Source organism: Thermodesulfobacteriota bacterium, assembly GCA_035559815.1.
Taxonomy (GTDB): domain Bacteria; phylum Desulfobacterota_D; class UBA1144; order Nemesobacterales; family CSP1-2; genus DATMAT01.
The window spans coordinates 1-19,827 of the sequence record DATMAT010000070.1 but is presented as its reverse complement, the minus strand read 5'-3'; the positions used below and the strand labels follow the sequence as shown (position 1 = coordinate 19,827).

18 protein-coding genes are annotated in these 19,827 nt (G+C 45.8%); 7 read left to right on the top strand and 11 right to left on the bottom strand.

The window, feature by feature from the left end; translation table 11 throughout:
* Positions 1-81: 81 nt before the first annotated feature.
* From queC to cobT, 3 genes are all read left to right on the top strand, one after another.
* On the top strand, positions 82-756 hold the full coding sequence (queC, locus tag VNN20_16390) for a 7-cyano-7-deazaguanine synthase QueC (GenBank protein HWP93769.1): 675 nt from the start codon (positions 82-84) through the stop codon (positions 754-756).
* A 139-nt stretch (positions 757-895) separates the two neighbouring features.
* Positions 896-1,537 carry a radical SAM protein gene (locus VNN20_16385; GenBank protein HWP93768.1) on the top strand — a complete coding sequence of 214 codons (642 nt, stop codon included), beginning with the start codon at positions 896-898 and terminating at the stop codon, positions 1,535-1,537.
* Position 1,538: 1 nt separating this feature from the next.
* Complete coding sequence (cobT, locus tag VNN20_16380; protein HWP93767.1) at positions 1,539-2,600, top strand: nicotinate-nucleotide--dimethylbenzimidazole phosphoribosyltransferase; 1,062 nt, start codon at positions 1,539-1,541, stop codon at positions 2,598-2,600.
* 130 nt (positions 2,601-2,730) lie between these two features.
* On the opposite strand, the gene cobU is transcribed toward cobT, so the two are convergent.
* From cobU to cobS, 3 genes are all read right to left on the bottom strand, one after another.
* Positions 2,731-3,243, bottom strand: coding sequence for a bifunctional adenosylcobinamide kinase/adenosylcobinamide-phosphate guanylyltransferase (gene cobU, locus VNN20_16375; protein HWP93766.1), 513 nt, complete (start codon positions 3,241-3,243; stop codon positions 2,731-2,733).
* Complete coding sequence (cbiR, locus tag VNN20_16370) at positions 3,225-3,992, bottom strand: cobamide remodeling phosphodiesterase CbiR (GenBank protein ID HWP93765.1); 768 nt, start codon at positions 3,990-3,992, stop codon at positions 3,225-3,227. The genes cobU and cbiR overlap by 19 nt, the downstream gene beginning before the upstream one ends.
* A gap of 144 nt (positions 3,993-4,136) precedes the next feature.
* On the bottom strand, positions 4,137-4,892 hold the full coding sequence (cobS, locus tag VNN20_16365) for an adenosylcobinamide-GDP ribazoletransferase (protein ID HWP93764.1): 756 nt from the start codon (positions 4,890-4,892) through the stop codon (positions 4,137-4,139).
* 535 nt (positions 4,893-5,427) lie between these two features.
* On the opposite strand from cobS, the gene VNN20_16360 reads away from it, so the two are divergent.
* Complete coding sequence (locus VNN20_16360) at positions 5,428-6,936, top strand: DASS family sodium-coupled anion symporter (protein HWP93763.1); 1,509 nt, start codon at positions 5,428-5,430, stop codon at positions 6,934-6,936.
* 166 nt (positions 6,937-7,102) lie between these two features.
* The gene (locus VNN20_16355; GenBank protein ID HWP93762.1) at positions 7,103-7,279 is read left to right on the top strand and encodes a DUF559 domain-containing protein; all 177 of its coding nucleotides are present in this window, start codon (positions 7,103-7,105) and stop codon (positions 7,277-7,279) included.
* 89 nt (positions 7,280-7,368) lie between these two features.
* Here VNN20_16355 and VNN20_16350 read toward each other — a convergent pair whose 3' ends face one another.
* A complete protein-coding gene (locus VNN20_16350) occupies positions 7,369-9,024 on the bottom strand; it encodes a diguanylate cyclase (GenBank protein HWP93761.1) in 1,656 nt (551 codons plus the stop codon).
* Positions 9,025-9,111: 87 nt separating this feature from the next.
* Positions 9,112-10,923 (bottom strand): EAL domain-containing protein, encoded by a 1,812-nt coding sequence (locus VNN20_16345; GenBank protein ID HWP93760.1) that lies wholly within the window; start codon positions 10,921-10,923, stop codon positions 9,112-9,114.
* A gap of 727 nt (positions 10,924-11,650) precedes the next feature.
* On the opposite strand from VNN20_16345, the gene VNN20_16340 reads away from it, so the two are divergent.
* Positions 11,651-12,361 carry an SIMPL domain-containing protein gene (locus VNN20_16340; protein HWP93759.1) on the top strand — a complete coding sequence of 237 codons (711 nt, stop codon included), beginning with the start codon at positions 11,651-11,653 and terminating at the stop codon, positions 12,359-12,361.
* A 75-nt stretch (positions 12,362-12,436) separates the two neighbouring features.
* On the opposite strand, the gene VNN20_16335 is transcribed toward VNN20_16340, so the two are convergent.
* The 5 genes from VNN20_16335 to VNN20_16315 all read right to left on the bottom strand — a co-directional run bounded on the left by VNN20_16335 (position 12,437) and on the right by VNN20_16315 (position 16,874).
* Entirely contained in the window at positions 12,437-12,808 is a 372-nt protein-coding gene (locus tag VNN20_16335; protein HWP93758.1) for a DUF971 domain-containing protein, read from the bottom strand.
* Between the two features lie 31 nt (positions 12,809-12,839).
* Positions 12,840-14,321 carry an AAA family ATPase gene (locus VNN20_16330; GenBank protein HWP93757.1) on the bottom strand — a complete coding sequence of 494 codons (1,482 nt, stop codon included), beginning with the start codon at positions 14,319-14,321 and terminating at the stop codon, positions 12,840-12,842.
* A gap of 85 nt (positions 14,322-14,406) precedes the next feature.
* Complete coding sequence (locus VNN20_16325) at positions 14,407-15,951, bottom strand: 2-isopropylmalate synthase (GenBank protein ID HWP93756.1); 1,545 nt, start codon at positions 15,949-15,951, stop codon at positions 14,407-14,409.
* Positions 15,952-16,242: 291 nt separating this feature from the next.
* Positions 16,243-16,479 (bottom strand): type II toxin-antitoxin system Phd/YefM family antitoxin, encoded by a 237-nt coding sequence (locus VNN20_16320; protein ID HWP93755.1) that lies wholly within the window; start codon positions 16,477-16,479, stop codon positions 16,243-16,245.
* Positions 16,476-16,874, bottom strand: coding sequence for a type II toxin-antitoxin system VapC family toxin (locus VNN20_16315; GenBank protein HWP93754.1), 399 nt, complete (start codon positions 16,872-16,874; stop codon positions 16,476-16,478). Before VNN20_16315 ends, VNN20_16320 begins: the two co-directional genes overlap by 4 nt.
* A 488-nt stretch (positions 16,875-17,362) precedes the next feature.
* On the opposite strand from VNN20_16315, the gene VNN20_16310 reads away from it, so the two are divergent.
* Positions 17,363-18,289, top strand: coding sequence for an HNH endonuclease (locus VNN20_16310; protein HWP93753.1), 927 nt, complete (start codon positions 17,363-17,365; stop codon positions 18,287-18,289).
* Positions 18,290-18,662: 373 nt separating this feature from the next.
* On the opposite strand, the gene VNN20_16305 is transcribed toward VNN20_16310, so the two are convergent.
* On the bottom strand, positions 18,663-19,718 hold the full coding sequence (locus VNN20_16305; GenBank protein ID HWP93752.1) for a pentapeptide repeat-containing protein: 1,056 nt from the start codon (positions 19,716-19,718) through the stop codon (positions 18,663-18,665).
* Between the last annotated feature and the right edge of the window lie 109 nt (positions 19,719-19,827).

The following is a 19,827-nucleotide window of genomic DNA, read 5'->3' as shown; positions in this document are numbered from 1 at the left end:
AATTACAGTGTTCATATATTCGAACTGCCGTTATCAAAAGATCCAAGTAGATATTATTTACTATTGAGTAATAACAGACACATGAAAAAAAAAGCGGTTGTCATTGCCTCGGGTGGAGTAGATAGTTCAACCCTGCTTTACAAAGCAGTCAAAGAGAACTACGAAGTGTATGCACTCACGTTTATTTACGGACAAAAGCATGAAAGGGAAATCGACTCCGCCAAGAAAATTTGCAGAGGGATTGATATCCCCCACAAGGTCATAGACCTCTCTGCACTAAAAGAAATTCTATCCGGCTCCGCCCTGACCGATTCTAAAATAGAGGTCCCGGAAGTCCCGGAGACGGCAGAACATTATGAAACTTTGAAGACAACCATAGTGCCAAACAGAAACTCAATCTTTCTATCCATAGCCATAGGCTATGCAGTGAGTATCAACGCAGAACAAGTTTTCTTCGGAGCGCATCACTCGGATAGGGGAGTATATCCTGACTGCAGGGGTGAATTTGTAGAAGCATTTGAGAGAGCAGAACAACTCGGCAACGACAACCCGCATTTGGTTATTTCTGCTCCTTTCGTGGACCTGGATAAATCGCAAATAGTCAAATTGGGGGCAGAGCTGGGCGTTCCATACGGGGATACCTGGTCTTGCTACAAAGGAAGGGAAATACACTGCGGCGTCTGCAGTTCCTGCCGGGAGAGAAAAAGGGCTTTTCAGGGGGCAGGCGTTTTAGACCCAACGGAGTACGAAAGTTGACTTGAATAGGCTTATTAAAAGCAGATCACCATAAATAACCAAAAGTAGGAGTTCAACATGTTGAACTCCTGCAAAGTTAGGAGAATTTTATCATGTAGGGACACGGCATGCCGTGTCCTACCAAGATAGAACAACAGAGATGAAAATAAGCGAGATATTCTTTTCCATACAGGGTGAAGGCGTCGAGATCGGGCTACCCACTATCTTTGTCCGCCTATTCGCCTGCGACCTCCGGTGTACATGGTGCGATTCGATGTATGCCGTCGAGGGCAGGGATTTCAAAGACATGACCATAGATGAGGTAAAAGGCGAGATAGAGAAATTCGAATGTAAAAGGGTTTGTATCACCGGCGGCGAGCCGCTTATCCAAAGAAAAGAGGTGGAGGCTCTGGCCAAAGATTTAATAGGAGATGGGTACTCGATAGTGCTCGAGACCAGCGGCCATAAAGACCCTCCTCCGGTTTTCTGGACCGAAAGCTGCCGGATAAGCATGGACTGTAAATGTCCCAGCTCGGGAATGCAGAAAAAGATGGAACTTCCCCTTTTTGAGAAACTTCGTCCCCAGGATCAACTTAAATTCGTTATTGAAGACGAAGTGGACTATGAATACGCAAAGGAAATTCTAGGCAGATATCAAATAAATGCAAACATAATCTTTCAACCGGTCTATGGAACGAACCTTAAATGGCTGACGGAGCGGGTGCTAGAAGACGGATTAGAAAAGGTAAGGGTTCTTCCCCAGCTTCACAAGATTATCTGGGGTGAAATAAGAGGAGTTTAAGATGAGCTTACTTCACCGGGTTATGGAATCGATTAAACCGCTTGATCCCCGATACATCGCCCATGCTTCCGCACGCCTGGATAACCTCACCAAGCCAAAAGGAAGCCTGGGAGCACTGGAGGAGTTTGCAAAGCGTGTCGTCGCTATTACCGAGGACACAAAACCGAGCTTGGATAAAAAAGCAGTATTCGTCCTGGCCTGCGACCACGGAGTGGCAGAGGAAGGAGTCTCAGCCTATCCCAGAAAAGTAACAAAGGAGATGGTATATAACTTTCTTAGCGGAGGCGCCGGTATAAACGCTCTGGCCAGGCACGCCGGGGTGGACGTCTTTGTGGTAGATATGGGAGTGGATTGGTACTTCGAGAAAACAGACGGCCTGATAACCAGGAAGATAAACAACGGTACAAGAAACCTGGCCAGGGAGCCGGCAATGACGATGGGCGAAGCAATAATGTCTATTGAATTGGGAATAGGGCTGGTCATTGATGCCGTCGAGAAAAAATACAATTTTCTCGCCGCCGGAGATATGGGGATAGGAAATACAACCCCATCTGCGGCGGTCATCTGCGCTTTAACCGGGCTCGACCCAGAAGAAGTAGTAGGATACGGCACGGGCATAAACGATGAAACCTGGAAACACAAAGTAGAGGTAGTAAAAAAGGCGCTGGCATTATACAACTCCGACCCTGATTTCCCAGTCGATATTTTGGCCAAGGTGGGAGGGTTTGAAATCGGCGGAATTGCTGGGGTAATCCTCGGCGGAGCTTCAAAGAGAGTCCCGGTTGTGGTTGACGGGTTTGTAGCAACTGCAGGTGCTACCGTGGCCATTACCCTTTGCCCTGAAGTAAAAAATTATATTTTCTTCTCCCATAAAAGCGCCGAGGGGGGGCACGGCCTCATACTACAAAAGCTCGGGGTAGAACCCATACTCGACCTCAACATGCGCCTCGGAGAAGGCACCGGCGCCGTGCTCGGAATGTTCATAATCGAAGCCGGGGTAAAGGCCTATAACGAAATGGCTACGTTTGAGGAGGCAGGGGTATCGAGAAACAAACCCAAATAATATTTAGCCACGAATAAACACATATTTGCACGAATAATAAGATGTAAGATGCACGATGTAGGATTGGAGAAATTTTTACTTGCATCCCGCTTTTTAGTAGAGTTGATTCGTTTTAATTAGTGGCTTAACTCTACTTGACTCTGAGTGGTAGGCCCGAAATCAACAAATACACTTCATCGCATATTTTCGCTACCGCTTGATTCAGGCTTCCCAGTTCTGATTGATAGCGCCTTGAGATCTCATCCGCAGGAATAATCCCCCAGCCTACTTCGTTAGTTACAACTATTGCCTTACCGTCGAAGTTATTCAATGCCTCGATAAAACTATCCGTCTCTCGTAATTTTTCCTCTTCCTTTAATTCAAAGAAGAGATTAGAGAGCCAGAGGGTAAGGCAATCTATGACCGCTGTTGAATGTCTTACTTCACTGAGGGCATTTCCGAGATGAATTGGAGCTTCTATCGTCCTAAAATCACTCCCCCGTTCTTCTTTGTGCTTTTCTATCTTTTTCTCCATACCCTCATCAATCGGGCGCGCCGTGGCGATGAAGATTTTCTCTCCATTTCCCGTCTCTCTGGCAAGTTTAAGGGCAACCCGGCTCTTCCCGCTCTTTATCCCGCCCGTGATCAGAATCTTTTTTCCCAAGACAAAATCTCCTCATCGAGAATTCTCTTCGACTCAAAAAAATCCTCTACTCCAAAAACCTCAAGCGTAAGTAAGCCGTCGAAATTTGAAGAAAGGATTTTATTGACGACCGACCTTACAAAGCCCCTCTCCGCTCTCTGAATCCCGGTGTGTCCATCCCCGTCTATCTCCGGGCCATAGAAATGAATCATCCTTATAGTGTTGAAGTTGTTATCAAGAATTTCCTCCCAATCATCCGAGCATTTGAGGGCATGGCTTATGTCTAGACAAAGCTTGAACTCAAATTCCTCCACTATCGGAAGTATGTGTTTGATTGGATAACTCAAATTCTCTATACAGATGTCTCTATTTCCAAACTGGATAAAGAGCTCGGAAAGAGACCTCACCGTTCTCAAAACCCACATCTCCTCGGATTCCACTTCCCTCCTGGGGAGATGAACAATATAGCCGGTCGGATTCAAAGGAGCGGTCAGCTTCATTATGTCCGCCATTCGATTCAGGGAAAAGTTTCTAAAATCACCGTCTTTAGAGCATATATCCAAGTCTATGGGAAGATGGACCGTGTAGGTAATTCCCGATTGGCCAGAGAGCTTCTTCAAGGTATTTATGTCTTCCGCGCTTGGAAGATTAGAGTAGTCCTTCCCTTCAAAAAGAACAAGCTCGACGTCGTCAACAAGATTTACCAGTTTCCTGACATTAGGAATTATTTCATCAGGGTATATGTATGAAGTAGTGCCTATTTTCATCATGAATATTGTTTAGCCACGAATGAACACAGATTCACACGAATAAAATAATCCATGATAGATGATCTATTTTTTGAATCATCCTGCATCTTGCCTCCTGCATCATATATCTCGCTCATGTTAATTTATCCCAATTTTGCGGCTGAATTATGACCCGATTACGACTCCTACTACCACAAACCCGAATACCTCCGAAAGTTCGATTATCGCGCCAAAGACATCGCCGGTTACCCCGCCGAATGCACGAATGAAATACCGCACGAGTAGAAAGCTGAAAATCGAAACCACGATAAAAATAGCAAATCCCTTAAATCCGAAGAGCAGAAAAGAAATTACCAGGGCGGTCAGTCCGCTTATTAAAAACGCTTTCCCGGTCGAGTAAACGCTGAAAACATATCCAAGTCCCTTGGCCGAGGCCGGTGCGCGTTCTCTTGCCACGATCGAGGAAGTCCACCTGGCCAGAGCCGGAATGAGTATAAGGCTTTTACTTCTAAATTCATCGGGAAGAGCATATAAGGCCACAATCTTTCCCACAATCACTATGACCAAGGCCGATGCGCCGAATGCACCGATCGTCTTTCCTTTCATCACCTCAAGCGCTTTTTCCCTGTCCCGTCCGGCAAAGTGAAGAGCATCGAAGCAGTCGGCGACGCCGTCCAGGTGAAGCCCGCGGGTAAATACCGCCAGGACTATGACGGCAAACAGCGAGCGGATCAAGCTAGAGACAACAAAATCCCTCAGAAGAAACTCGACTAGGGCGCAAACCCCACCCAATAAAACCCCCACCAAAGGGAAGAACATAATCGAGTTTGCAATATCGTCTCTTTCTAATCTTTCATTGGATTTTCCAATTTTTATAACCGTAAGGAACTCGATTGTGGCTTTTAGTTTTTTAGATATCATAGAAACCCATTCTGTTCGCGGTGCACTATTTTAACCAAAATATAAAGCTATCAAAATTAATGACTTCGAGGAATAAGAATCACAGTACAATCCAGAATGTAGAATAGCATGATCATACAACCTATGGTGTTATTACGAGGAGTCCCTCGACTCCCTAGCATAGACTCTGACAAAAAGGGATTATTCTCGAAACCTAAGATTTCTCACCTTAGACAAGCTCAGGGTCGAAATGACAGGAGAAGTGGACGAAACGGCGTTATCATACTTGTCATTCCGAACCCTTCGATTCCTCAGGGTAAACTCTGTGAGGAATCTAAACACATTGCTTCGTTGCGTTATAAGGTAGCTATCAAGCCTGTCCTGAGCAGAGCATGCCCTGAGTCATGACGAAGGGTCAAAGGAAGGGGAAATTCAGGGAACCTTAACACTGGCAATTGACAGTTTAAACCCAGCAGAAAGCAAGATTTCTATGGTCAGAGTTATGACATTCAACAAACTTGCTTACTCTTATAAAATCTGAATAAATGTTATCGCTGTGATAATCGAGACGGAGGACCGGTTTGAAAGAAGAAGGAGAACCGCCGGGCTTTTCCTTGCCCCGGCCATATTCTTAATAATATACTTTCTTCCCCTGCCCTCGCTTAGCCCCCAGGCGCACATTCTTTCGAGTATCGTGGCTTTTACCATAATTTGTTGGATAACGGAGTGTATCCCCATTCCGGTCGCTGCGCTGCTCGGACCGACTCTAGCCGTCGCCTTTCAAGTAGACTCGGCAAAAGCCGTCTATGCGCCTTTTGCCGACCCGATTGTGATTCTACTCCTTGGCAGTTTCATCATTGCAAAAGCCATGTCTTACCAAGGTTTGGATAGACGTCTTGCCTTTGAGATTCTATCCATAAAAGGCGTCTCCCGCACTAGCACAACAGTTTCGTTCGGAGTGGGCATAGTAGTAGTTCTCCTTTCCATGTGGATAAGCAACTCCGCCGCAACCGCGATGATGTTTCCCATAACCCTGGGAATCCTTGGCGCCCTTAGCTCAATCCTAGCACAGACGGGAGAGCCGGGCATTAAAGACCAGAGATACGCAACCGGCCTTATGTTGATTATTGCCTACGCCGCTTCGATAGGGGGGATCAGCACCCCGGTTGGCACTCCCCCTAACTTGATAACCTTGGGAATGCTCGAAGAAATCGAGGGAATAAAAATAGATTTTCTTAAATGGATGGCGGTAGGCATTCCCATTACCCTCGTGATGTTTCTTTTGGTCTGGCTGTACATGTCCATTGTTTGCCCTTCGTCAGTCAAAGAGTTAAAGGGATTCTATTCCTTCATCTCCAACCAGAAGAAACAGCTCGGAAATTGGAAACGGGGAGAGATAAACGTTCTCATTGCCTTCGGGCTGGCCGTAGTCCTGTGGATAGCCCCCGGTATCATAAGCATTATTTCAGGCCCGGACTCATTGACTTATAAAACATACGATAAAAGCCTCCCCGAACCCGTTGTAGCGCTCATCGCCGCTTCCATGCTCTTTATGCTCCCTACAAACTGGAAGAGGCGGGAGTTCACGCTGACCTTTAAAAAGGCAACTGAAATAGACTGGGGGACTCTTCTTCTCTTCGGCGGCGGGCTCTCTCTGGGCTCTATGATGTTTAAAACGGGGCTGGCCGAGGCTATAGGGAAATATCTGGTGAACCTTACCGGTGCAGATTCCCTGGTCTCCATAACCGCATTGGGTCTTTTTATGGCCATCACACTCTCCGAGACCACCTCAAACACGGCAACCGCTAACATGCTCCTTCCACTCATAATCGCTGTCTCCGTCTCGGCGGGAATAAGCCCTCTTCCGCCGGCCATAGCGGTAGGGATTGGAGCAAGCTTTGGATTCATGCTTCCGGTCTCTACGCCCCCAAATGCTATAGTTTACGGGTCTGGACTCATCCCGATGACTAAAATGGTTAAATACGGACTGGTGGTCGATATCGTCGGTTACTTCGTTATCCTGGCTGGCGTGTTAATCTTATGCCCGCTTGTTGGTTTAGAATAGGGCTCAATTCTGCCCAAATCGTATAAGTTCAAATGGCCTAACAACGGGAGAATTAAACAGTCACCCACTCTCCAAAGGGAACACACCCCGACTCTCCGAGTCACCCCTCTGTAGAGGGGATTTTTCTTTCAAGTCCCCTCTCCAGAGGGGAATTTAGGGGTGTGTCATGCTAGAGATAGAGATCGACGGAGTCAGCCATGATTTTGAGGAGGTATATATAAAAGATATGGCGAGAGAGCAAAGACTGGAAAGCCTTGGGGTTCACTTCTTGTGGTTTGATAATAAAGAAGTTAAAAAAGATGTAAACAGCGTTCTCCAATCCATGGAAAGCTGGATTTTGTAGTATGAGAAGAAGTACGGAAGGTAAGACACACCCCGGCTCTTCGAGCCACCCCTCTCAAGAGGGGATTTGTAGTAGAAAAAAAATCTCTCTTAAGCCAGCAGCTTCCTTTCGGTCATCAAGGACAGGAAAGCCTCCACTACCTGTGGGTCGTACTTTGTTCCGCTGCCCTTAATAATTTCCGAGATAGACTCTTCTAATGAAAGAACGGGACGATAGGGACGGTCGCTGTGCATGGCATGGAATGCGTCTACTACGGCGATGATCCTCGCTTCCAAAGGTATGGAGTCTCCCACTAGCCCAAAGGGATAACCATGTCCGTTAATCCACTCGTGATGATATAGTACGGCGGGAAGGACGTCCCGGAGAATAGGGAACTGCTGAATCAATCTCGCCACTATAAGCGGGTGGTATTTGATTATCTCAAATTCGTCCGGCGTAAGCTTCGAGTTTTTATTCAGTATTCCTTCCGGTATGGCTATCATACCGATATCGTAAAGTATCGCTCCAAATCTTAGACTCTTAACCCGGTTGTCGGACAGCTTGAGTTTTTTCCCTAATTGCACCGCATGTTTTGATACTGCCATGGAGTGTTTATAAATGTACGGGTCCTTTGTGATTAAATGAGAGGAGGTAATTTGCTCCGCTGCAAATTCTTTTAGTTTGATTTTGATATCCTCGATAACCTTGGAATCGGCCATGCGGTAGAAGAGGTCGTCATATTCACTTTTCCGGTCGCCACCCTCGTATAGCAGAACCTGGTTTTTTCCGCTTTCCTTGGACAGATATAAGGCCTTATCGGCCTGTCTTACCGCTTCGTCGACGCTTATATTCTCGTCGGGCTCTATCCCGGTAATTCCCCCGCTTAGCGTTATTCGAGGACTACGGCTATCCGAAACCTCCTTCAGGATTCGCTGAATTGCCGAATGGGTCTCTTTCTTATCCGCCTTTATGATGACGGCAAATTCATCCCCGCCCAAGCGAAACATCTTATCCTCTTCCCTGAGCAGGTCCCTAAACTTAGACGTCACCTGCTTCAGAATCATGTCTCCAAAGGCATGACCGTAGGAATCATTAATGTGCTTAAATTCGTCTATATCAAACACCGCCAGGCTGACCGGGGAATTTTTTCTCCGCCCTTCCGATATGTCTTGGGATAAGAACTGATAGAAGGCGCGGCGATTGAAGACGCCGGTGAGCGGGTCTATGAGAGAAAGCCTTTCTATATTTTCCTTCTCCGCCCTTTCTTTTTCCTCACGCTCCCAGAGGGACGAGAGCAGGCTGGATATCAAACGAACATGAGAAAAATCGCTATCCTCATTAGAGAGAGGGTCGTATTTCGAAAAGTTGATGAACAAGATTGGTTTCTCATTATGCAGTACCGGCAATGTAAAATTAAAGTCCGGCTTGTCGGGGCCTTCATCCCCTACCAGATTCTCATGTGGCAGGATTCTAATGTTCTTGAGGATAAGGTTAAGGTCTTTCCCCAATTTCAAAGCGCTTTCACCGATGCTATCCAGGATAAAGGTGAGATAGCCCTTTTTAACCTTTCTATGGGCGAATACCGTGCAATCGTTTTTAATTACGTCGAGAGAGACCACGAGCGAAGGATTGGACAATAAATGCTTAGAGTTATTCCCTAAGTACCTTACCGTTTCCTCGAAGCCGTTTCTTAGCGCATATTCGACAAAATCGCTCAGGAAATCGAGCCTCGTTGCTTGCCTTTTGCCTAAAACAGTTTCATTCATGACCGCTTCTCTCGTAATCCCTTGATGATATCGTTATATTTGCCCTCTTATGGGACAAACCGCGGGGAATTCTCAACTTAAATTCTCTTAATAGAAATATCTGATGATCCATGTAAATTGCTCCTCCCTGGCAAAAACCGGTTCTATGGCATGGCCGGTTATGAATACTAGCGTGTCGATAGCACCCAGGTCTGAAGGATTTGCCATGGCCACGACCAGTTTCTTGATTCCTCCCTCTGTTTTAAATCCAATCGGCAGGACCTTGTATTTTTCGGCTACGTCCCTGGGGATCAAATTAACCACTTTTTTGTCTATTCCTTTCTTGAATAGGTTCACACCCTCAAAACCGCGCTGTTTTGCCAGGAATTCTATCAGGACATCCTCGTTTACATATCCAAACCTCATCAGGATTTGACCCAATTTTTCGTTGCATGCCCTTTTCTCTTTCAAAGCACGGCTGAGCTTTTCCGAGTCGATAAAACCCGACTCCAGGAGCAACTCCCCCAGGAATTTCTTCCTCCAGCTTTCCTTTGCCCTCTTCAATATCTCCGGGGAAAGTTTATGCCCCTTCTTGATTAATTTTGTAAATTCCTCTGCCGGTACGGGTTTGCTGAATAGAAATCCCTGAATCCGGTCGCAATGATGAGAAAGCAGGAACGCCAGTTGATCTTCAGTTTCCACGCCCTCCGCTATGACATTCAACTTCAGCGTGTGGGCCATAGAAATGATGGTTTTGATGAGGGTTACATCATTATCACCGCGCCCTATGTCCCTGACGAAGGACTGGTCGATCTTTAACGTGTTGACCGGGAAACTCTTCAGGTAGCTCATAGAAGAGTAGCCGGTACCAAAATCATCTATGGAGATCTGCAAGCCCATGGACCTTAGTTCTTTCAGCAACCTGACGCTGTTATTTATGTTTTTTACGGCAGTGCTCTCGGTTATTTCCAGCTCGAGGGCTTGGGGATGGGTATCAGTCTCTCTCAGCACCTTTCTGATTAATTCCGGCAGGTCCGGCTGTTGGAACTGGCGCGCAGTAAAATTGACCGCAACCTGCACTGGCGGACGACCGGGGAGCTGCCACTCCTTGCTTTGAATACAGGCAGTGCGCAATACCCACTCGTTTATGGGTACTATTAAACCGGTCTCCTCGGCCAGGGAGATAAAATCCGACGGGGAAAGGAGGCCTCTCTCCGAATGATGCCAACGCACCAGGGCTTCCGCTCCGATAATCCTTCCTGTTTCTAGCGAGAGTATAGGCTGATAATAAACCCGAAAGTCCTCACACTCCAGCGCCCGCCAGAGCGCACTCTCCAGCCTTATGAGTCCGTTAGAACCGGCTTGCACCCTGGAGTTAAACACCTCTTGCCGCGCCTTACCCTGGGATTTGGCTCGATTCTTGGCTATTTCCGCTTTTTGTATCAGGTCCTCCGGGTCGTCCTGGCCCTTTTCGCTGATGGCAATACCTATACTTACGCTTATCATATAATCATGACCATCCACCTTGAGTGGATTCTCCAGCGATTTTTGGATTCGTTCGGCGATACGGGCCGCATCACTGAAATCCTTGATATCACCTAGTAAAATCGTAAACTCATCTTGACCTACCCGTGCCACCTTGTCCTCGGAGCGAAGACAATGCTTAATCCGGCTGGCTATCTCGGCTAGTACCTGGTCGCTGATCTTTTCTCCATGTCTATCGCTCAGGGATTTGAACTGGTCCAGGTCCAGGTAAAGCACCGCAAATAAATAATCTTCGTGCTGTCTTCTCCTCTCGATGCTACACCCTAAGTGTTCGGCAAATATAGATTTATTAGGAAACCCGGTCAGCGGGTCGTAAAAGGTTTCATCAACGACCTCGTCGTTTAGCACCAATACGTTGGTATTTATAGTGGGCATGTATGTTATTTAATCCCTTTTTACCCATTCTAGAGCAAAATATATGCCATAAATTCGCTCTAATTTAACTAATGTTTATCGATGGTTGAGATTTAAGCTATTAAAATCATTACAAAACTTGTCACCGGTCTGCTGTTTTTTGCCATTTGATTCCGATTTTTGTACGTTGTTGCCGCCAGGGAAATATATGTCACTTCAAGAACTGGAAAAGAATCCTAGGAATTCCGGTAAATTTGCCTGTAGCAAATAAGCGGTCAAACTCAAAACGCAAGAATTAAGACGAAAAATGAAAACCTAATCCGAGATTATTCGTATTTATTCATAGAGAAATGGGGAAATGTTAAAATAAGGAACTTAATTATTATCAAACCTGCCCAAGATAAGAGATTGATAGTCGGTGTTGGCCTGATGGTACAAAGGACTTCAATAATGGACGAAGAAGAACACCCCGTTCTCCTCCCCCATTGCGGGGGAGGATTAAGGTGGGGGGGAGTTTATTTCCATTCACCCCTTATCCCTTCGGCTTCGCTGGACAGTGTTAGGACAGCACTTGCATAGCAAACATAAAAGGGGGGAACCCGATTTTAGAAAGACTTTTTTATCTATCTAAAGGCCTTGTTTTACGAGTGTCAATCGTTGGTTTCTTATTATTTTGGACAGTAGTGAATTATTATGATAAAAATAGTGCGAAATTCTGAATCCCTAAAAACACCAGGAGGAAAAGGTAATGTCGAAGAGGCAATTATTACTGGTCCTTGTTTTCGCCGTTTTGGCCGGGAGTACAGCCATTGCGCAAACAGACAAGTATGAGAAAAGCATACTGGAAGTGAGCGGAAGGGGCGAGGTAAAGATAAAACCGGACGTAGCCTATCTCACCCTGGCCGTGGAGACAACCTCTAAAACCGCCTCGGAAGCGGTTAAAAGCAACTCGGAGAAAATGAACGGCGTCATAAATAAGCTAAGATCCATCATCGGCAAGGACGATAAAATCTCCACAACCGGGTATCAGTTGTCTCCGACCTATGAGTACGACGAGAAGACCAGAAGGTCGGTATTGACCGGGTACAGGGCTTCAAACCAGGTTGTAGTGGAAATTAAAAACCTAGGCGACCTCGGAAAGCTGATAGACTCGACAACGGAGCTCGGTGCAAACCGTATAGACAGCTTAAGCTTCGGCACGGATAAAAGGGAGGAATATAGAAGAGAGGCTCTGGTCCAGGCGGTAGAGGATGCCAGAGCAACGGCAGAGACCGTATCTAAAGCCGCGGGGGTAAAGATTTTGAAGATTTTAAGAATCTCCCCTTCCTATGAAGCACCTATACCGGTGTATAGAGACTTCGTCCAGGCAAAAGTAACCCCGGAGGCCGCTCCTACCCCAATCGAGCCAGGTGAACTAACCGTAAGCGCCAATGTGAGCATAATATTTGAGATAGAGTAACTTGACCTCGGATTGTAGAATGCGGATTGCGGAATAGAGTGTTTCAAATCCGTAATCCGCAATACCAAATCCGCATTACTCACGGCCCGGCTGGCACTTCTCGCAGGTACAGAGTTCTCTCAGGAAATCAAAAGTATATATTCCGGTATCGTGCCCGTCATTCCAGGCAAACCGGATTGCGTATAGACCCACCGGTTCTATGTGACGCGGTCTTATATGTGCCGACCCGGTTTCAAGAGGAATGGTGCGCTTAAAAGGCGACCCGCCCTTCTTGGCGGACTTTCTGAGTTCGTTACATCTGGCACAGGGACATGCCTTTCTCAGGTCCTCATACAGATACAAGCTCTCATGGCCGTCGTCCCAGACGACCATCAAGGCGCTATCGCTGAATTCAGTTATCTCTCTTGGCTTTGATTGCAATGGTGGATTCAAATCGTAGGAATGCATATATGCATTCCCTAAACTTAAGACTGAACAATTATTTAGACGCCTTTACCGCCCGGTTGGTTGCCCAGCGTTCCAGCTTGGAGATCTCCTCCCTCATAGTCGTAGAAAGCGGGACGATGGATGATGCCGCAATTATCAATTCCTTGTTATCCAGTTCTTTTTTCTTCGAAAAGGATTCAAATAGGGCGGATACGACAGCCTGTTCTATCTCTGCACCGGAAAGCCCCTCGGTGTTTTTGGCAATCGAGTCCAGGTCAAATGAATCAGGGTTCCTGCCGCGACTGGAAAGGTGAATCCGAAATATCTCCTTCCGCTCTTTCTGCGAGGGAAGCGAGACAAAAAAGATCTCGTCAAAACGTCCCTTCCTCAAAATCTCCGGAGGGAGCAGGTCTATCTGATTTGCGGTGGCGGCTATAAAGACCGGATTCTCCTTTTCCTGCATCCATGTAAGAAAGTACCCGAATATTCTTGATGCCGGTGTGTCGCTGGTTTTTTCCCCGCTCCTAGTGATTCCCGCCTCAATCTCGTCTATCCAAAGCACGCAAGGTGCGGCCGCCTCGACTGTCTTTATGGCCCTTCGAAAAACCTCCTCCGGGCTTCCTAAAGCGCCGCTGTAAACCTGATTGAGCTCCAGTCTCAAGAGCGGAAGCCCCCAGGCGGTGGCCACGGCCTTGGCGCAAAGGCTCTTTCCACACCCGCTTATCCCCATGATCAGGACACCCTTCGGGGTGTCAAGCCCAAACTCCCTAGCCCTGGAGGAAAAAGCCAGGGACCTTGTCTCAAGCCATTCCTTCAAGTTTTCAAGACCGCCAATTTCATCAAGGCCGATACGGGTTCTGACGAACTCAAGTGTCCCGGATTTTCTTATAAGTTGTGCCTTCTCTTCTAGTAAAGCCTCAACTACCCCCTCATCCACTTTCTCTCTACCCAGAAAGGTCCTTCTAAGCGCCAGCTCCATCTCCGTAGCTCCAAGGCCCAGTACGGCCCGAATACATTTTTCTCTAAGCTCCTGGTCGAGCGCGTCCGGGGGACTGTCAAACATGGAGCTCATCGCCGAGTCAAAAATCACGGTGGCCTCGTCTACGTCCGGAAGTCCCACGTCGACCACGGTTACCTCTCTCTCCAGCTCGTTGGGAAGGGTTAACAACGGAGAGAGGATAAAAAGGGTTTTGTGCATTTTTTTAAGCGCATGGTAAGCGTCCTTAAGCCTTCTAATCAGTCTGGGGTCATTCAGAAAAAAATGGAGGTCTTTGAAGAGATAAAACCCGCTTTCCCGGTTATCGATGACCTTCTCCAGCGCCTGGATAACGTCCCTTGAACCGTCGATCTCGCCTGTCCCGTCTCTCATTCCATCGGTACAGGACCAGGTGTAAAACTTCGGGGTATCCCTAAAAAGCCTGTTTCCGATAAGCCTTAAATTATTCTCGACGCGCTCTTCTTCCCAGGAGATAAGATAGAGAAGTGGATAACCGGCAGTGATAAGTCTCTCGATTGCTTCGGTTGGAAATGCCATGTTTTAAATAGTGAAGAATAATGAATGAAGAGTTAAGAATTTATGAGGAACTTAATTCTTCACTCTAAACTCTTAACTCCTAACTCTAAACTCCAGTTGTCGTGGCCCTTCTTGGGTGTTCCTTTCGCCAGCGAAGTTTATTAAGCGCATTCACATAGGCCTTGGCGCTTGCTACAACCACATCCGTATTAGCACCCTGCCCTTGAGAAAATATTCCGTCCTCTTCTACCCTTACCGTAACCTCACCCTGAGCATCCGTACCTCCGGTAATCGCCGCCACGACGTAGCTTTGAAGGTTGGGGGTCATTCCGGTTGCCTTAGATATAGCTTTATAAACGGCGTCCACCGGGCCGCTGCCATACTCGGATACGGTCACTTCATGCCCGTCGATGGAGATCTTTACCGTGGCTACAGGGCGCATATCCGTGCCGCTGGAAAAGTTTACGGAAATGATCTTGTAAAAGTCTGAAGAGCGAAGAAACTCATCGCTTATCAAAGCCTCTATGTCCTCGTCGAATACGTATTTCTTCTTGTCGGAGAGGTCCTTGAACTTCTTGAAAGCGGTCTCGAAATCCTTATCGTTCAAGAAATAGCCAAACTCCTCGAGCCTTTTCCTGAACGCGTGACGGCCGGAATGCTTTCCAAGGATTATTTTGTTTGAGGGGATGCCCACCTCTTCTGGAGTCATAATCTCATAAGTGATTCTCTCCTTCAGCACCCCATCCTGATGAATCCCTGCTTCGTGTGCAAATGCATTCGCCCCCACTATGGCCTTGTTCGGCTGGACATTTACCCCGGTTACCTGAGATACTAGCCTGCTGGTAGGATATATCTGCTCCGTCACTATCCTGGTTTTATAAGGATTGCGGTCGTTTCTTACCTTTAGGGCCATGACTATCTCTTCAAGAGAAGCATTTCCGGCCCTCTCTCCAAGGCCGTTGATGGTGCACTCGACCTGCCTGGCACCTTCCCTGATGGCGGCAATCGAGTTAGCCACTGCCAATCCTAAATCGTTGTGGCAGTGAACGCTCAGGGTGACATTGTCAAGGCCGGGGACCCTTTCCTTCAAGGTGCTGATTATGTAGGCAAACTCCTCCGGCACCGTGTATCCAACCGTATCCGGGATGTTGATGGTAGTGGCGCCTGCCCTGATCGCTATATCCACCGCCCGGCAAAGGTAATCAATGTCCGTTCGAGTGGCATCCTCACAGGAAAACTCGACGTTATCGACATAGTGCTTAGCGTGTTTCACCGAGGCGCTTATGATTTCCAGTACTTCGTCTCTCGTTTTCTTTAGTTTGTGCTGTAGGTGGATATCGGATGTAGCGATGAAGGTGTGGATTCTGGGGTTTTCGGCCCCCTTTATCGCCTCCCAGCCTCTATCTATATCCACGAAATTAGCCCGGCATAGGCCGGCTATCTCACAGCCCCTTATTTTTTCGGCAATGAGTTTTACCGACCGAAAATCCCCCTCCGATGAGATCGGAAAACCAGCCTCGATGATATCAACTCCCAATCTCTCGAGCTGATGGGCAACCCTTAGCTTCTCTTCCGCAGTCATGCCGCATCCGGGCGCCTGCTCCCCGTCTCTCAAAGTAGTATCAAATATCTTGATGTAATTACCGCTCATCTACTTCATTCCTCCCTTTCTTAACACGCCCAACTTATTCTAAGTCTTTAAAAATTGTTTGTCAATTTTGGAAAGGACAGTAATGCAAGGCTTAGTTTATCGGTCAGCGCGGGACAGGATACCTTCTCCCGATGAATTTCCGTTACTGTCATTCCGAGCAGCCCTCATGTCATTTAGAACGAACGTGAGAAATATTAGCTTTCTAAAACACACATTTTCTCGGCTCTTAAATCACATTGACCAGTAATAAGAAAAAGGGGTTGTAAGAATAGCCTTGGCGAAGCGTCTAATTTAGTCGTCCAAGTTATCATACCTTTTACGACCTTCATGTATAAACCCTACGATCTCACGAGCGGTGATTCCGGTATCCACCCCCTCGACGTCGAGTGGCGATTCCATAGCCGAAGAGGGTTTTAAGATAAAGGTACTCCCATCACGCCGCCTGATTCCGACCGAGCCTTCCTTTTGCGCTTCTTCCAGCAATAACGCCAGCTTCTGCCGTGCTTCAGAATAGGTATATATTTTCATGTTCCCACCTCTAAAACCGTGATACCGACCTGCCTTGCAATATTGACCAGCCCCGTATCAAGTGTTGCCAATGGACACTTTTGATTATGAGCAGACGCAATTATGTAGGCATCATACGCGTAAATTCCACATTGATAGGCTATCTGGATGGCCTCTAGCAAATCCACCTCAACGAACCGTATCGGTATCTGATAATACGCCTCAATTGCTTTCCGTGCTTCGACCAGGGAAATGCGTTTCCGTTTGAACATGGCAGAGAAGGCATTACCAATTTCCCAGTGAACAGAGAAGGGAGCAAGAAGGTTTACTCCCTTTGCCAAGTTGACGAGTGCCGGTTTCCTTGGCTCGTTCATTACTACAGCAATAATTATGGAGGCGTCAATTACCAGGTTCATAATAAACCCAGATTATATGTACAATTGTACAATTAATTTTCGCTAGTTCAAGTGTCCATTCCTCCTGACTTTTAAACCTTGCTCCATTTCATATTGATTTCTCTGATGTCATTCTGACCACACCTCATGTCATTTCGAACCATCGTGAGAAATCTTAGCCTTCTAGAAAAAAGGTTGCACGCCCCCTTTTCAAGAATACACCTTATCTTGTTGTCATCCTGAAGCAAAGCGAAGGATCTCGATTGTCACTCTAAACCCCTTCGGCTCGGCTCAAGACAAGCTCCGGTGAAGAATCTAATTTTAAGATGCTTCATTTCTCCTGATAATAATGGGTTGACCGAAGAATGCGGGCTTTACTGATGTTCACGTGTTGAAAAGAATTATCCTTTTTGACATAATGGTTTAAAAGATTAGCTCAACTAGAGATGGAAAAATAAAAGAATCATAAACTTATTCTTAACCTAAGCTACGGGTACGGTTGTTTAAAGATGAAATTCTGGGTAGGAATAACTGATAACGAATGGTTTGATTACTTATCAAGACTTTCGCCGGAAGAGGTAAATTTTTGGCAACCTAGTGGGAACCTCAAATTTCGAGCTATTCAAACAGGTGGATTATTTTTGTTCAAGTTACACAGTCCTTTGAATTATATAACTGGCGGCGGCTTCTTTGTAAGTTATTCCCAATTACCAATTTCAATAGCTTGGGAAGCCTTTGGAGAGAAGAATGGGGCTCCTAGCTATGAGATGTTGAGAGCAAGAATCCTTAAGTATAGAGAAAGCAGTGGAAGACATGAACTTGACCCAATGATTGGTTGTATTGTTCTGACAAGCCCCTTCTTTTTTACGGAACATGATTGGATTCCCGCACCCAAAGACTGGAGACCGAATATAGTGCAAGGCAAAACATATGATTCTAGTGAACCAGAGGGAGCCTCTTTATGGTCAGCCGTTCAAGAACGCATCACAAACAAAACGGGAACCGAGCACAATTTAATAGCCATGAGAGAAACTACACCTTATGGATCTGAATATTTGATACGTGCTCGACTAGGTCAAGGCGCTTTTCGTGTTCTTGTAACAGAAGCATATAATAGACGATGTGGGATTACTGGTGAACGTACGCTTCCTGCATTAGAGGCAGCTCACATCAAACCATATTCCAACACAGGGCCAAATACCACTAATAACGGACTTTTGCTTAGGTCGGATATACATAGGTTATTCGATCTGGGATATTTAACCATTACTAACGATTTCCATGTAGAAGTTAGTAAACGTATTAAAGAGGAATACGAAAACGGACGAGAGTACTATGCTTTCCATGGCAAAGAATTGAAGGTCCCTTCGAAGTTAGCAGATTATCCTTCACGAGACTATATTGAATGGCATAACCAAAATATTTATGTGCCGTAACTCGACAAACCCCCAGGTCAAACCTTGATTTAGGAGGCTTTCTTTTTTTATTCCTTTTTCCTGTTTATGTGCACGATTCAAGACTTGACCCACCTAACTTCTTGCTTAGCTCTTTAAGAAATTTTAATCTCTTGATACTTTAAAACTCAAAAGACCAGCTATGCCGGCCAACCATATTGGCACAAGTATCCAACCTAAAAGTCTTAATACGGTTGCTATAGACGTAAACCTACTTATTCCCCACATTACATTTGATGAAGGCTGCCACATTGCACCAGCCGGGATATCAACGGGAAGAAATGTTCTAACACTTACCCAAAATGAATCATACCAAGAAATCTTGGTCTGAGCACTATTGCTCAGAATTTGATTATTAGAAATTTGTTGTACGGCCCCCCTCTGATTGAAATATAAAAGTGCCAACAACAATAATAATCAACATAAGCAGAAGAAGACGTCCGAGTTTTACACCATATCCTGTAAATAAGTACAATAATCTATCATAAAGCCAATCAAGAGGTTGCCTAGAGATACTCATTTGCGATGATTCTTTGAGTTTTCGTTTATAATAAATTCTATTCGCTAGTCTTGATTCACCTGCTTTTTGAAGTGTTTCCTCCATCTGAATATATGAGTTACGGTCATACCTCTTCATACGTTCGATTATTTCATTCACAAATGTGATAGGTTCAACACGATCATAGGTGCAACCACTCAAATCAATTGTGCCGTTGAATTGACTTCGACGCTCACCAGCTTCGTGAAAATAAATAATTTTATAAGTTGCGTTTTGAAAACCGACATCTTTCGAAAAGATAGTTCCTTCATAAAAGCAAAAATTCTTGAATTGACTACCCAGAAAAACTGCATTGTCTCTAAATATTGCATACCTAAAATTAGCATTTCCATCAAACTGCGCGCCATTAAAACTAGCTTCTTTCTCAAAAATTACCGAATCAAAAAGTACATGCTGCTTAACATGGTAATTATCGAATATCCCCTTTCCTTTAAAAACACATTTAGAAAATGAGACATTCCCCTCTATTTGAGCACCGCCAAAGTTGACTTCCTGCTCAAACGTAATAGGAGTAAAAATTGCACCTTTTCCAATTGTACAACCTTGAAAATTAGCCTTAGAATAAAATTTAGCCTCGTTAAACTCAGCGTTGCTACCAATCTTCGCCACTACAAAACTAACCTCATCTTTGAAAATAGCATTTCTAAAAAAACCAGCCTCTCCTATTTGTAACCTTTCAAAAGTGGCCTTTTTATCGAAAACTGTTTCTATAAAGACCGCGTCATCTCTAATCCGAGAAGTTGCAAAGTCAGCATTCCCTTCGAAATTAGCGGAATTAAAATAGGCTGTACCAGCAATCAAGGCATTTTGAAAAGTGGCTTGGGGTTTTTTCAATAGGTGTGTAAAAATCATTCAGACGGCCTTCCTTTTTTGCTTTACTTTTACTTCTTCTACCATTATCCCATTAACAAATCTCTTCCCTGCATAAACTTCCGGTAACAACCAGTATCCCCGGAGTGCA